Here is a 12,992-nt window from a genome sequence, read left to right as displayed (position 1 = left end):
TCTAATAGAGGATCTTGGCTATGGCTCCTTCTTTTTTATGCCAATAGCATTTTACACAAGTATATGGACTTAGCTCACGCTTGGGCGAAATAACTGCAAAAGTGCAGCTAAATGGCGGGAAGGTTGCACGCTCGGACGAATTAACTGCTAAAGTAGAGCTAAATGGCGGGAAGATCGCACGCTCGGAGGAAATAACTGCAAAAATGCAGTTAAATGGCTGGAAAGTCACACACGCGGGCGAAATAACTGCAAAAGTGCAGTTAAATGGAGGGAAAGACGCCCGCTTGGGCGAAATAACTGCAGAAACGCAGTTAAACAGCGAGAAAATTGCACGCTTGAGCGAAATAACTGCAAAAGTGCAGTTTATTTGGTGGGAATGTTGCACACGCGGGCGAAATAACTGCAGCAATGCAGTTATTTGGCGAGACCCCGCATCAAATAAAAATGCCCAGCAAGCAAATTTATTGCTTACTGGGCATTTTCATTAATGCAGCTAGCGCTTAGATCCGGCTCCCCACCTTGCGCAGCATCTGATTTAGCACCTCAGCAAGCACAAGGCCGATGGCGATCGAGCCGGAGATGAAGAAGGCTTGCGCAGCGAGCTGCAGCGCGACATTGTAGTCATTCTCGACGAAATGGCGCATCGCATCGTAGGCCATGCCGCCGGGCACGAGGGGGATCATTCCCGATACGCTGAAGATAATGACGGGCGTCTTATACAACCGTGCAAAAATAATACTGGTTGAGCCGACGACGAAGGTCGCGGCAAAGGTAGCAAGGACGGTGCTGTAACTCCCATTCAGTAAAATATAGACAGCCCAGCTGACCATACCGACAAGGCCGCATTGCGGCAGCGAACGTCTTGGCGCATTGAAGATCACGCCGAAGGCGGCGGAGGCAATAAAGCTGGTAATGAGTTGTGCGATCATTAGATTGACCTCTTTCGAATGAGTTGGTTAGAGTAAGATGAAGACGAGGGCAATACCTGTTCCAATAGCGAAGGCGGTTAAGAACGCTTCTGCACCCTTGGAGATCCCTGAGACGAGGTGACCGGACATTAAGTCACGGACCGCATTCGTAATTAATAGGCCTGGAACGAGCGGCATGACCGACCCGATGATGATCTTATCTACTTCATACCCAATCCCAAGCTTGACGAATAAGAAGGCGAGTAGACCGAGCAGAAACGATGCTGAGAATTCCGCGAAGAACTTAACGGCCACGATCCGTTGAAAATAGATGACCGATGCAAGTCCGAGACCTCCGCATAGGACAGCAGGAATGAAATCGTACCAGCCGCCTCGGAACATAATCAGGAAGCAACCGCTGGAAATCGCCGCAGCAACGATCTGGAACCAGATCGGATATGTATGTTTATCTTGTTCGATTTCTCGTAGTCGCAGCCGAGCTTCCGGCATCGTGATTGCGCCGCTTGTTAGTGCGCGAGACACATTGTTCACTTCGGCGACTTTGGATAAATCTGTCGTTCGTTCTGTGATTCGGATTAACTTGGCAGGTTCTGCACCATCCGTCGAGAAAATAATGCCCGTCGGCGTGACATAACTATGCGAACGTGGGAGACCAAGCGATGTGGCCATCCGTGTCATCGTATCTTCAACACGGGATGTTTCTGCACCGCTCTGCAGCATAATTTTGCCGGCGAGCAGGCAGATTTCGATGGTCTCATATGTTAAATGATCAAGTTTGTCTTCCATGTCATATCCCCTATAATCAAATGATGCAAGAATCATAATTATGATCATTATGGAGAAGAAAATGCTGAATGTAAAGCAGGTTTACCGAAGATTAATCATGGCAGTTTCTCACTTGAGGCAGATATGTGAGCAAGGTGACAAGCACCCCATTTCTTCTGTCGTCCATTTTCCATTATAATAAGGAAATACAAGTAGGGTACGAGGAGGACAAGAATGGCGAAGCAGAAGTATTATGTCGTATGGGCTGGGAAAAAGCCGGGGATTTATAAGACATGGCCGGAGTGCCAAGAGCAGGTCAATCAATTCCCGCAGGCCAAGTATAAATCGTATGAGACCTTAGCGGAAGCGGAGAAAGCCTATCAAGGCGGAGCGAAGTCATATTGGAATCAAGCAGGGGCGAAAGGGAGCGGGGCTGCCAAGACATCGGGATCGCGTAAACCCGCATCCAAAGACGTGCCGCTATCGGAAATCGACTATAACAGCATTTCGGTCGACGTCGGGACGCGTGGGAATCCTGGGCCGGTGGAGTACAAAGGTGTGGATACACAGACAGGAGATATATTGTTCTCACATGGCCCAATTGCGAAGGGAACGAACAATCTGGGTGAATTCCTTGCCATTGTACATGGTTTGGCCTACCTGAAACAGAAGGACAGCACACAGACAATCTATAGCGATTCGGCAAATGCGCTGAAATGGCTTAAGCAGAAGAAGGTAGCTTCCACGCTTGTTCGCGATGCTTCGACGGAAGAGATCTGGACCCTGGTTGATCGAGCGGAACAGTGGCTTAGGACGAACACGTACAAGAATAAAGTCCTGAAGTGGGAGACGCAGAGCTGGGGCGAAATTCGAGCCGACTATGGGCGGAAGTAAATAAATAAGAAAAGGCTTGTCCACTGTACAGGAGGACAAGCCTTTTTTCATTTGACAAGCGTAGGAGCAATATACTGAAGGAACACATCGATGGGCGGCTTCCTTTTCTTATGCTTGTCATTGGTAAGGACGGCTACCAGATCATGAGACGGAACAACGATAATATATTGTCCGCCGAATCCGAGGGCGAAGTAATAAGGAACTTCTATCGCCGGTTCTTGCTCGGTCGTGAAAGTAGATACCCACCAATGCCAGCCGTACATGCCTTCGCGCGGTTTACTAACTTGCACACGCGGCAAAGTCGATTGCTCGATCCATGACTCGCTAAGAATCTGTATACCTTGTGATCGACCTTTTTGCAGATAGAGCTGCCCGAACTTAAGCATATCCCGAGCCTTCATATAGAGGCCGAAGCCTCCCGTGTGAATGCCTTGCGGATCGACTTCCCACTGCCATTCCTCTATACCAAGAGGGTGGAAGAGATGGTGCTTGGCGAATTCTTCTACCGATTGCCCAGAAGCTTGCATGATCATAGCCGCGAGCAGCTGCGAACAGCCGGAATTGTAGATCATTCGCGCACCTGGAGGATCTGACAAAGGTAATGCTAATGTGAAATCTACCCAATTCATCGTCTTTGTCATGCGAGGGAACGAATTCAGCCCTCCGAACTCCATCCATTCAAACCCTGCAGTCATCGAGAGTAAATGTTCGATCGTTATACCACGCTTACGCTCATCGGCATCCTGTTCCAACTGTGGGAAGAAGGTATAGATCGGTGCGTCAGTCCCTGGCAAAATCCCCTGATCGATCGCAATCCCGACGAGTGCGGATAACACACTTTTGGTGCAGGAGTTGATCTTATGCAGTGCGTCTGCTGAGTCAGGTTCCCGATGGTACTCGAACAGCATTTGATCGCCTTTTGTCAAAATACAGCTTCGGAGCGCATGCGTAGTGATCGACTGTTCTATGCGATCTAAGTCAAATAGCTTCATGCGTTCTTTCGCTCAACATGTTTGAGCGCTTCCTTCTGACTGAGCGGCGAGAGGGCATTCTCCGCTACGAATTTACGAACTGCCGCTTCATTCGTCTTCGAGTATTCTCGAAGCGCCCAGCCGATGGCTTTGCGAATGAAGAATTCCTTCTCTTCCGCACGGCGCCGAATGTATCGGAACAATCGTTCTTCGTCGGTATTCTTCTTATAACTTAACTGATAGAGCAGGGCAGCACGCTGCAGCCAGAAGTTATCGGATTCAATCCATCGTTCTGTATAGGACGCAATCAGCTCTGGATATTTGGTGAGATGGAATCCAATCAACCGTGAGGATATCAGATCGACCGTATCCCACCAGGATTTATCTGTAACAAGGTGTGCTAAGACATCGATATGTGCTTGTTCGGCATGCTTCCAGTGTTTCTCGTAGAGAACCATCGCGACATATTGGAATTCTCGTTCAGGCAGTGACCATACTTCGCCGGCAACTTGAACAAGTTCTTCGCCTTTAGGCAGTGGATTCGCCTGCATGAACTGGCGTAAATATTGACTTCTTTCTGGCGTTCGAATACCGAGATAGGGGAATTGATCCCGCATATAAGCTGCCATCGGAATGGCTTCTTTAGCACTCGCGTGAGTTCGGAAATGCGCTTCGAGTTGTTCAGAATAGGGATGCATCGGCACGACTCCTTTGTACGTTTAGAATATCCAGAAGTCCGTTGATTTACCTCTTCGCTAAGGGATAGGCTCTCTGAATTCGTTCAAGTGCTTCTTGCAGCAATGCACGCGGTGTGCCTAAATTGATGCGGATGTAGCCATCGCCACCAGGGCCGAACGCCGTACCGAAGCTAACAGTGACGCCAGCTTCCTGCTCAATCCATTGCTTCAATGCCTGCTCATCTCTACTAACCGCACGGCAATCCACCCACAGCAGGTACGTGCCTTCAGGTTCAATGACGACTAACTCTGGCATATGTTCCGTAATGAATTGCTTCGCAAATGCAATATTGCCTTGAATGTATGTGCGTAACTCCTCAAGCCATTCATCACACGCCGTATAAGCAGCTTCGAGTGCCGGGACAGCGAAGAAGGTCGGATCGAATACGCCAGATTGAAGCATACGCGTCCGAAAGCCTGCACGTAATTCTGCATTCGGAATGATGATGTTCGAAATCTCGAGACCTGCCAGATTAAAGGTTTTGGCTGGGGAAGTGCAGATGATAGAGCGTTGTGCGATCGCATCGGACAAGGTGGCAATCACGGTATGCTCATGTCCAACATGTGCGAAATCCGCATGGATTTCATCTGAGACGATAAGCACATCGTACTTCTCGCATAACGCTGCAACACGCTCCAGTTCAGGCCGCGTCCAGACCCGTCCCGTCGGGTTGTGCGGGGAGATGAACAATAGAATTTTGATTCCTTCCTGCATATGGCGTTCCATATCATCAAAATCCATTTCATACCGTCCATTGATAAGCTGAAGCGGACTCTCCACCAAGGTGCGATGATTCAGACGAACTGATCGCGGGATTGGCTGATAGCATGGTGTGTGAATCAAGACCCGATCCGTTTCCTCTGTAAAATGCTGAATGATTAAAGAGACAGCTTGGACGATGCGCGGACAGAAGACGATCCATTCTTGTTCTACTTGCCATGAATAGGCGCTGCGCATCCATCGCTTGACCGCATCATAATAAGGTGCGAATAGATTCGTATAGCCGTAAATGCCGTGATCTGCCATGCGTCGAATGGATTTCTGGATGGCTTCGGGCGTCAGCAAATCCATGTCGGCGACGGAGAGAGCGATTTGGTTCTGTCCGAATTGCTGAGCCATGATATCCCACTTATCGCTGTTGGTGCCGAATCGGTTCGTAATCTGATCGAAAGATGAATGCATAGCGAAAGTACCTCCTGTTGTATCGGTTATATTCTTATTTAAAGGCTTTCTAGAAAAGCAATCAACTATGAAAAGTGTTAATCCTACCTCGGATGAGGCCGAATACATAGTTTTGCCGGAAATGGTCACGCTATCCTTGTAAGCAAAAGCTTGAGAACGAGGAGGAGACAACCATGTCAGATCAGAGTAGAAAAGCTGTTCAAGATGCGATTCAAGCGGATTTCGAATCAATGAATGCAGCAACATCGGCTAGTGCAGGACTAACATCGATGCAATTTGGGCGTGATGATGTGCAAGAAGGGAATGCGATTCCATCCGCAACACCTGCGGCTCCTGATGCATCGATGCAGCATGCATCCAATGTGATCGAAGACGACGATTATATTTAAAATAAAGGGTTAGGATAAAGGGAACGTTTCCACTTTGAAAACAAGTGCGATAGCGTTTCTTTTTTTATTGTTATTGACTTACTTTTTGTTATATACTATAATCAAGTTATAAATAACAAGTGAATCATGGAACGAAATAATTCATATATCATCCAGTAGGGGGAACATATCATGACTGATTTCATGCAAATTGTGAAAGACCGTAGATCGGCTATGAAATTTAAGCCAGAGGTACATATTACAAGAGAAGAACTCAATGAGATGTTTAATCTCGTCAAATATGCACCGTCGGCATTTAATTTGCAACATGCACACTATATCGTTATCGATGATGAGGCGCTCAAGAATGGGGAGATCTATGAAGCGGCGAATAAGCAGTATAAGGTCCAATCGGCATCTGCTGCCATTCTGGTACTTGGCGATCTGGAGGCGTACACGCAGGTTGGTGAGCTCAATGAAGGGATGCTTCATCTTGGGGTCATGAATAAGCAAGAATACGATATGACCGTTGAATCGGTGACATCGTTCTATGAAGACCGCGGCGATACCTTTAAGCGTGATGAAGCCATACGTAATGCGAGCTTATCCGCAATGCTGTTCATGTTGATTGCCAAGGAGAAGGGCTGGGATACATGTCCGATGATCGGGTTCGATGCGGAAGCAATAAGAGAAGCACTCCATATCTCAACTCGATATGTACCAGCGATGTTAATCGTCATTGGGCAAGAGCAGGTAGCGGGACAAAGACCGCGCGGTTACCGCAAGCCGATAGCGGAGTTCGTTAGCTATAATACCGAAATTTCAAAATAAATTATGGTTGGAAAGGGGTAGGGGAACATGTCATTACGAACAGCAGGGATTCATCATATTACTGCGTTTGCGCGGAATCCTCAAGAGAATGTTGATTTCTACGCAGGGATTCTTGGGTTAAGACTTGTGAAGAAGACGATTAACTTTGATGCGCCAGAGGTCTATCATTTGTATTTCGGCGATGAGGCTGGTAATCCAGGTACGATTATCACGTTCTTCCCTTGGCCTGAATCTCGCAGAGGACGGGTTGGCGGAGGACAAGTGGGGAGAACGACATATGTGATTCCGCCAGGCGCTATGGGCTTCTGGGAAGACCGATTGAAACATTTTGGGATTTCGATCTCGACGGCAGAGCGCTTCGGCGAGAAATATCTGCAATTCGCAGATCGAGAAGGCTTGCAGCTGGAGCTCGTTGAACGCGAGGAAGGAAAACGGAGTGCATGGTCATTCGACGGTATTCCGACATCGGCAGCAATCAAAGGCTTCGGCGGGGCTGTGCTGTTCAGCGTGGATTCAGCGCGTACGATGGACGTACTGGAGAATGTGTTGGGGCTAACGAAGGTTGGAGAAGATGTAGGTTATATACGTTATCAAGCAACCGGAGAAATTGGCAATTTAATTGATGTTAGCGCCAATAATGTGGAATGGGGCCATGGCGGCGCAGGTACCGTGCATCATATAGCATGGCGTGCCAAAGACGATGAAGAGCATGCGCAGTGGCGGCAGGCTGTCATCCAAGGCGGTTATAAACCGACAGATATTCTTGATCGCCAGTATTTCCATGCGCTGTATTTCCGTGAAGCTGGAGGCATCCTATTCGAGATTGCAACAGATCCTCCAGGTTTCGCACGCGATGAGGATCCGGATGCACTTGGCGAGCAGCTCATGCTACCGCATTGGTTCGAGCCAAGACGAGTGCAGGTAGAAGCGAATTTACTTCCAATCGAAGTTCGAAGTTTAGGAGGGGGTCAAGTATGATACATTTATTCGAGCAGGGCACAGACCCGAATGCACCAACACTTGTACTGTTTCATGGAACAGGCGGCACAGAGCGCGATCTATTACCACTTGCGAAGCATATTGCACCATCGTCAAGCATCCTCAGTCTTCGGGGTAATGTACTAGAGAACGGCATGCCTCGTTTCTTCAGACGGTTGGCCGAAGGGATATTCGATGAAGAGGACCTTATCTTCCGTACGACAGAAGTCTACGAATTCCTAGATCAAGCAGCTGAGCAATATGGATTAGATCGCAGCAATTTCATCGCCGTAGGGTATTCGAACGGTGCGAATATGATTGGCAGCTTGTTGTTCCATTACGCGAACGCTGTCAGAGGCGCTGTTCTGCATCATCCGATGGTTCCACGCCGCGGAGTCGCGTTGCCGAATCTAGAGGGGACCGAAGTCTTCATTGGTGCAGGTACGAATGATCCGATCTGTTCGAAATCCGAATCCGAGGAGCTGGATCAACTCCTGCGTGATGCAGGGGCTTCGGTGACGCTTCACTGGGGAAATGCAGGTCACCAGCTCACTGGAGCAGAGGTAGATGCAGCTGCTTCTTGGTACCAGCAGCACTACGCACAATAACGGTATGAGTTCGCATGTCATTTGAAGCGAAACTTAGAATAGCCATGATAGATAGCGATGTAGGATCGGCTATCTATCATGGCTATTTTGCTGGAGCAGGCGGTGAATATCCGCTATACTGGCTAGAGGTTGAATAACGGAAGAGGTTAATACGAATGAAGAGCTATTTATATACGTATGCAGCACATGAAGATGAACAAGCTTTGTGTCAATTGGAACTACGTACATTGTTCAGAGGAGCGAAGATCGGTGCTAAGAGTCTCATCTCATCACGTCTGATTGATCCAAGCCGGAGTCCTTTTATTCATGAGCGGATTACAATCGAATACACGGCCCCGACCCTTGACGAGCTGGTTGAGCAGGTTGATTCCCTACAAATCCAGCAGGGAAAGACATTTAAGGTCGTATATTATAAATCAGGTGAATTTGTATCTTATGATGAGGAGCGGGTGATTGAACGGAAGCTCGGAGCAGTGATCCGCGGCAAGGTGGATTTGCGCAATCCAGAGCTTATACTCGGCGTTACGAAGCATACGGAGGGTTGGATACTCGGTGAGTGCATGCAGAGTAAGGCGATCTGGAAGCAACATCAAGATAAGCCTCAGAATTATTCGACGGCACTGAGTACAAGACTTGCGCGTGCCGTCGCCAATATTGCCGTCCCCAAAGTGGAGGGCGTTCGAGTCATAGATCCATGCTGCGGCATTGGGACCGTGTTGCTTGAAGCATTATCGATGGGAATCGACATTGTTGGTCGCGATATCAACCCGTTAACGACCCGTGGAGCACGGCTGAATCTTGTGCACTTTGGCTACCCGAATGTGGTTACGTTAGGCGATATGCGGGATATTACGGATCATTATGATACGGCGATCATCGATCTGCCCTATAATCTGTGCTCAAAGCTCTCCGATGAGGAGCGGTTGTCGATGCTGCGCAGTGCGCACCGATTCGCAGATCGCGTCGTATTGATTACAACGGAGCCGATCGACGAATCGGTTGCCCATGCTGGCTTCGATATTGTAGACCGCTGTCAGGTTCATAAAGGTCGATTCGTTCGCGAAGTGCTCGTCGTTCAAGCTCAATCGCAAACTTATTGATTCGCACGTACTTGTGAGGGAGGCGTCACGGCATGGCTGTTCGTGTTCAGTGATTCTGTTTGCTCTGTCTTACGCTTTCCCCATATGAGTGTACCGATAACGCCGATGATAATCATGACAGACCCGAGCATATCATAGATTGTGAGCTGTTCACCGAATACAAGCACCCCGCCAATCATGGACACGACAGTTGCAAGATTGGAGAATACGCTCATTTTGGAAGCTTCCATTTTGGACAACGTATACGTCTGTAATAACAGCGACATGAGGGAAGAGAGTAATCCTAGATAGAGAATCGCAATCCAGAAGGAGCCGATGGACAAGGGTTGAATCAATTGCTCCATCGTACCGTTCACGCCATGTTGAATCAGTGCCATGGCACCGAAGGCCACGCTGCCGATCGCCATCATGATATAAGTCAGCTCGATCGGACGGAACTGGCCGGTGAGCTTCCGGGCAAATACGCTGTATCCTGAGAAGGATAAGACGGATAGGAACAACAAGATAATCCCCGCAAGATGAGACATATCCAGCTTTGTGCCTTTCATAATAACCACGAACAATACCCCAAATACCGAGAGTGCAATGGCCAATTTTTGCTTAAGCGTTGTACGTTCTTTCAGGAAGTATCCCGCGAACAGAACCGTTAAGACGGGCGTAAATGCATAGAGAATGCCTCCTTCAGCAGAGGATGCGTGCTGCAATCCGAAGGCTTGGAGCGCGAAGAATAGAGTCGGATACAAGATCGCCATGCCTAGAATCGGACGTAGTGATTTGCCGCGAAGATCGATTTTGATCCACCCGAGCGCAACAGGGATACTAAGAACCAAGAACGACAGGATAAACCGATAGGCTAACGCGGTGAAGGGGTCCGCCGATTGGAGCGCGCTCTTCATGAACAAGAATGATAATCCGATGATGCTAGCGTTGATGACCGCGGATATGACGGCAAGTTTATTGCTTTGTTGTGAATTCATATAAAATATTCCTCCTAGAATAAATCCCATGGATTTATTGAAAATGACGATCTTTCGTTCTATTCAGTGATAGTGTGAATCGTTATACTGAAGATACGATAATAACTAGAAGTTGACGAGATGGATTTAACTGAATTGTATCGGTACAGTTCCAAGTGGTTCATGATTTTTATATAGAAACGCGGTGTGTTGATGGCTAAATATGTATCCGTACTGACGGATATGGAAGAACGAATTCGCACAGGTCAGTATGTTCCTGGTCACAAGCTCCCCTCGATCCGTGATGCGTCCGAGATGTATGGATGCAGTAAGAGCACCATTATTCGTGCCTATGCAGAACTCGAACGTCTACATATCATTTATGCGATGCCGCAGAGTGGATATTATGTGGTAGATCGTCGCGGAGAACAGTGGGATCAAGGGAAGGACAACGACAAGCTAGATTTCTCGTCGGCATCACCAGACCTGCATATTTTCCCGTACCTTGATTTTCAGCATTGTCTGAATCGCGCGATCGACACCTATCAATATCAATTGTTCACGTATGGCGATTCTCAGGGGCTAGAGAGCTTCCGTCATATGCTGGTGAAGCATCTTGCTGATGATCAAGTGTTCGCGAAGCTGAATCAGATCGTTGTCACGTCGGGTGTACAGCAAGCGTTGAACATTCTGACCCGTATGCCATTTCCGAATGGAAAATCCGTTATTCTGATTGAGCAGCCAAGCTATGAGATTTATCAGCGGTTCCTAGAACTGGAAGGCGTGAACGTCGCAGGCATTGCCCGAACAACTCGTGGCCTGGATCTGGACGAGCTGGAGAAGATGTTCAAGCACGGCGAGATCAAGTTCTTCTATACGATGCCGAGGTATCAGAACCCGCTGGGGACTTCCTATACCCTTACGGAACGGAAAGCGATTGTTCGCTTAGCCGAGCGGTATGATGTCTATATTGTCGAAGATGACTATATGGGGGACTTGGGAACCGAGGTTCGGATGAATCCGCTCTATAGCTATGATACGTCTGAACATGTGATCTATTTGAAAAGTTTCTCCAAAGTCATATTCCCGGGGCTTCGAATCGGTGCAGCGGTAGTACCCAAGCTGCTTCATCCGACCTTCGTGCAATATAAGACCTTCTCTGATGCCGATTCTTCGATTGTCTCTCAAGGGGCACTGGAGATTTACCTCAAGAACGGGATGTTCGAACGGCATAAGCGCAAAATTATACAGCTCTATGCGGCTCGGATGAATCGAATGAACCAAGCGCTTACGCAAGTACAAGCTTCAGAATGGGTAGAAGTTGCTCCCGTCCAGCAAGGCGTGTATATTTCGCTGGTGCTGCCGAAAGTCGTCAATATGGATCAGCTGCATACGAAGCTGAAGCGGGCCAACATCATTACGGTACCAAGCAAACATTTCTTTTTGCAAGATCATACGCCTTCTTCCAAATTCCTTCGGCTAAGTATTACCCGTGTTCACGAGGATCGCATTGAAGAAGGTGTACGAGCGATCATGGCTGAAGTGAAGCGCACGGGCCGTGGATGGGGCTAGAAGGTTATGAGATTTGGGATGGTCGTCATGCATGATGAATTTCAATGAATGGGGAGGAATCGGTCAATGAAGATTGGGATGATCGGAACCGGATGGTTCTCGGAGATGCACTGCAATTTATTAGAGCAAATGGAAGGTGTACATGTAAGCGCTGTATGTGGGACAAGTATGGAGAAGGCTGAGCGCTTGGCGGGAAAATGGCGTGACGTATCGGCTTACGAGAATGTTGAGAATATGCTCGATCAGGAGAAGCTGGATGCCGTCTATATCTGTGTACCTCCATTTGCACATGGGGAGATGGAGAAGTCGGTTATTGCGCGGAACATTCCGTTTTTTATCGAGAAGCCGATTGCGTTAGATGATCAGCTCCCCGCGGAGCTCAACGCACACATTCAGGAGAAATCCCTTATTACTTCGGTAGGTTATCATTTCCGGTATACCGATGCGGTGCAGAGAGCGTTGGAGCTCTTACAGGGTCGAACCGTAGGGATGGCACTCGGTACATGGATGGGAGACATGCCGCGGGTCGGATGGTGGCGCAAGCAGGAGGGCTCTGGCGGCCAATTTCTGGAGCAGACGACGCATATGGTTGATTTACTCCGTTATACGCTGGGTGAAGTGACCGAAGTTTATGCCGCTTATGCGAATCGCGTCATGCATCAGGTCGAGGAAGGCGTTACCGTTGCGGATGTTGGTACCGTGACCTTGAAGCTTGCGAGCGGAGCCGTGGCGAACCTCTCGAATACGTGTATTTTGCCGACATCCGGTCCAGTAGGGCTTCATATTTATACCGATCAAGGCGTGATGGAGATTCATTCGAACCAACTTGTAGATCGGACGAAGGGTGAGACGTATACACTTCAGAACCAATCCAATCCGTATGCCCATGAAAATGAAGCGTTCATCCATGCGGTACGCACTGGAGATACCCAGCATATTCGTTCTACCTATCAGGATGCGATCCAATCGCAGCGGATTGCAACGGCAGCTTTACATTCCGCAGCGACTGGTGTTCCAGTTAAATTATAGAAGGCAACATCATACCAATAAGCCCACTGAACAGATGAACTGCGCAGTGGGCTTGTTTTGAAATATAACGA

15 protein-coding genes are annotated in these 12,992 nt (G+C 48.4%); 9 read left to right on the top strand and 6 right to left on the bottom strand.

What is annotated here, in order from left to right; genetic code table 11:
* Positions 1-80: 80 nt before the first annotated feature.
* A complete protein-coding gene (locus tag AC3WU2_RS30050; RefSeq protein WP_492458499.1) occupies positions 81-488 on the top strand; it encodes a hypothetical protein in 408 nt (135 codons plus the stop codon).
* Between the two features lie 12 nt (positions 489-500).
* Here the strand turns inward: AC3WU2_RS30050 and AC3WU2_RS30045 are convergent, their stop codons facing one another.
* A complete protein-coding gene (locus tag AC3WU2_RS30045; protein ID WP_492458498.1) occupies positions 501-929 on the bottom strand; it encodes a threonine/serine exporter family protein in 429 nt (142 codons plus the stop codon).
* Positions 930-956: 27 nt separating this feature from the next.
* Positions 957-1,715, bottom strand: a complete 759-nt coding sequence (locus tag AC3WU2_RS30040) for a threonine/serine exporter family protein (protein ID WP_492458497.1) — start codon at positions 1,713-1,715, stop codon at positions 957-959.
* Positions 1,716-1,928: 213 nt separating this feature from the next.
* Here AC3WU2_RS30040 and rnhA point away from each other — a divergent pair, with 213 nt between their 5' ends.
* The gene (rnhA, locus tag AC3WU2_RS30035; RefSeq protein ID WP_492458496.1) at positions 1,929-2,588 is read left to right on the top strand and encodes a ribonuclease H; all 660 of its coding nucleotides are present in this window, start codon (positions 1,929-1,931) and stop codon (positions 2,586-2,588) included.
* A gap of 47 nt (positions 2,589-2,635) precedes the next feature.
* Here the strand turns inward: rnhA and AC3WU2_RS30030 are convergent, their stop codons facing one another.
* Genes AC3WU2_RS30030 through AC3WU2_RS30020 form a run of 3 tightly spaced genes read right to left on the bottom strand, consistent with a single transcriptional unit; the run spans position 2,636 to position 5,479 of the window.
* Positions 2,636-3,580, bottom strand: coding sequence for a serine hydrolase domain-containing protein (locus AC3WU2_RS30030; RefSeq protein WP_492458495.1), 945 nt, complete (start codon positions 3,578-3,580; stop codon positions 2,636-2,638).
* Entirely contained in the window at positions 3,577-4,257 is a 681-nt protein-coding gene (locus AC3WU2_RS30025) for a DNA alkylation repair protein (RefSeq protein ID WP_492458494.1), read from the bottom strand. Before AC3WU2_RS30025 ends, AC3WU2_RS30030 begins: the two co-directional genes overlap by 4 nt.
* Positions 4,258-4,303: 46 nt before the next feature.
* A complete protein-coding gene (locus AC3WU2_RS30020) occupies positions 4,304-5,479 on the bottom strand; it encodes a MalY/PatB family protein (protein WP_492458493.1) in 1,176 nt (391 codons plus the stop codon).
* A gap of 173 nt (positions 5,480-5,652) precedes the next feature.
* On the opposite strand from AC3WU2_RS30020, the gene AC3WU2_RS30015 reads away from it, so the two are divergent.
* The 5 genes from AC3WU2_RS30015 to AC3WU2_RS29995 all read left to right on the top strand — a co-directional run bounded on the left by AC3WU2_RS30015 (position 5,653) and on the right by AC3WU2_RS29995 (position 9,364).
* Complete coding sequence (locus AC3WU2_RS30015; protein WP_018758612.1) at positions 5,653-5,868, top strand: hypothetical protein; 216 nt, start codon at positions 5,653-5,655, stop codon at positions 5,866-5,868.
* 171 nt (positions 5,869-6,039) lie between these two features.
* The gene (locus AC3WU2_RS30010) at positions 6,040-6,678 is read left to right on the top strand and encodes a nitroreductase family protein (protein ID WP_492458492.1); all 639 of its coding nucleotides are present in this window, start codon (positions 6,040-6,042) and stop codon (positions 6,676-6,678) included.
* 27 nt (positions 6,679-6,705) lie between these two features.
* On the top strand, positions 6,706-7,656 hold the full coding sequence (locus AC3WU2_RS30005) for a ring-cleaving dioxygenase (RefSeq protein WP_492458491.1): 951 nt from the start codon (positions 6,706-6,708) through the stop codon (positions 7,654-7,656).
* Entirely contained in the window at positions 7,653-8,264 is a 612-nt protein-coding gene (locus tag AC3WU2_RS30000) for an alpha/beta hydrolase (RefSeq protein WP_492458490.1), read from the top strand. The genes AC3WU2_RS30005 and AC3WU2_RS30000 overlap by 4 nt, the downstream gene beginning before the upstream one ends.
* Before the next feature lie 155 nt (positions 8,265-8,419).
* Positions 8,420-9,364 (top strand): RNA methyltransferase, encoded by a 945-nt coding sequence (locus AC3WU2_RS29995; RefSeq protein ID WP_492458489.1) that lies wholly within the window; start codon positions 8,420-8,422, stop codon positions 9,362-9,364.
* Here the strand turns inward: AC3WU2_RS29995 and AC3WU2_RS29990 are convergent.
* Entirely contained in the window at positions 9,358-10,341 is a 984-nt protein-coding gene (locus AC3WU2_RS29990) for a DMT family transporter (RefSeq protein WP_492458488.1), read from the bottom strand. The genes AC3WU2_RS29995 and AC3WU2_RS29990 overlap by 7 nt on opposite strands.
* 192 nt (positions 10,342-10,533) lie before the next feature.
* On the opposite strand from AC3WU2_RS29990, the gene AC3WU2_RS29985 reads away from it, so the two are divergent.
* Both AC3WU2_RS29985 and AC3WU2_RS29980 read left to right on the top strand, forming a co-directional pair.
* Positions 10,534-11,892 (top strand): aminotransferase-like domain-containing protein, encoded by a 1,359-nt coding sequence (locus AC3WU2_RS29985; protein WP_492458487.1) that lies wholly within the window; start codon positions 10,534-10,536, stop codon positions 11,890-11,892.
* Between the two features lie 66 nt (positions 11,893-11,958).
* On the top strand, positions 11,959-12,921 hold the full coding sequence (locus AC3WU2_RS29980; RefSeq protein WP_492458486.1) for a Gfo/Idh/MocA family protein: 963 nt from the start codon (positions 11,959-11,961) through the stop codon (positions 12,919-12,921).
* Positions 12,922-12,992: the final 71 nt, after the last annotated feature.

The organism is Paenibacillus sp. EB106-05-06-XG162, from assembly GCF_058791655.1.
Note: the sequence above shows the minus strand (reverse complement) of the source record. Positions and strands in the feature narration are given on the sequence as shown.

Excerpts from the sequence above, each read along its gene's own strand:
- AC3WU2_RS30045 (WP_492458498.1), bottom strand. The coding sequence starts at position 929 with ATGATCGCACAACTCATTACCAGCTTTATTGCCTCCGCCGCCTTCGGC.
- AC3WU2_RS29995 (WP_492458489.1), top strand. The coding sequence starts at position 8,420 with ATGAAGAGCTATTTATATACGTATGCAGCACATGAAGATGAACAAGCT.
- AC3WU2_RS30025 (WP_492458494.1), bottom strand. The coding sequence starts at position 4,257 with ATGCATCCCTATTCTGAACAACTCGAAGCGCATTTCCGAACTCACGCG.
- AC3WU2_RS29990 (WP_492458488.1), bottom strand. The coding sequence starts at position 10,341 with ATGAATTCACAACAAAGCAATAAACTTGCCGTCATATCCGCGGTCATC.
- AC3WU2_RS30005 (WP_492458491.1), top strand. The coding sequence starts at position 6,706 with ATGTCATTACGAACAGCAGGGATTCATCATATTACTGCGTTTGCGCGG.
- rnhA (WP_492458496.1), top strand. The coding sequence starts at position 1,929 with ATGGCGAAGCAGAAGTATTATGTCGTATGGGCTGGGAAAAAGCCGGGG.
- AC3WU2_RS30000 (WP_492458490.1), top strand. The coding sequence starts at position 7,653 with ATGATACATTTATTCGAGCAGGGCACAGACCCGAATGCACCAACACTT.
- AC3WU2_RS30030 (WP_492458495.1), bottom strand. The coding sequence starts at position 3,580 with ATGAAGCTATTTGACTTAGATCGCATAGAACAGTCGATCACTACGCAT.
- AC3WU2_RS30010 (WP_492458492.1), top strand. The coding sequence starts at position 6,040 with ATGACTGATTTCATGCAAATTGTGAAAGACCGTAGATCGGCTATGAAA.
- AC3WU2_RS30020 (WP_492458493.1), bottom strand. The coding sequence starts at position 5,479 with ATGCATTCATCTTTCGATCAGATTACGAACCGATTCGGCACCAACAGC.
- AC3WU2_RS29980 (WP_492458486.1), top strand. The coding sequence starts at position 11,959 with ATGAAGATTGGGATGATCGGAACCGGATGGTTCTCGGAGATGCACTGC.
- AC3WU2_RS30015 (WP_018758612.1), top strand. The coding sequence starts at position 5,653 with ATGTCAGATCAGAGTAGAAAAGCTGTTCAAGATGCGATTCAAGCGGAT.
- AC3WU2_RS29985 (WP_492458487.1), top strand. The coding sequence starts at position 10,534 with ATGGCTAAATATGTATCCGTACTGACGGATATGGAAGAACGAATTCGC.
- AC3WU2_RS30040 (WP_492458497.1), bottom strand. The coding sequence starts at position 1,715 with ATGGAAGACAAACTTGATCATTTAACATATGAGACCATCGAAATCTGC.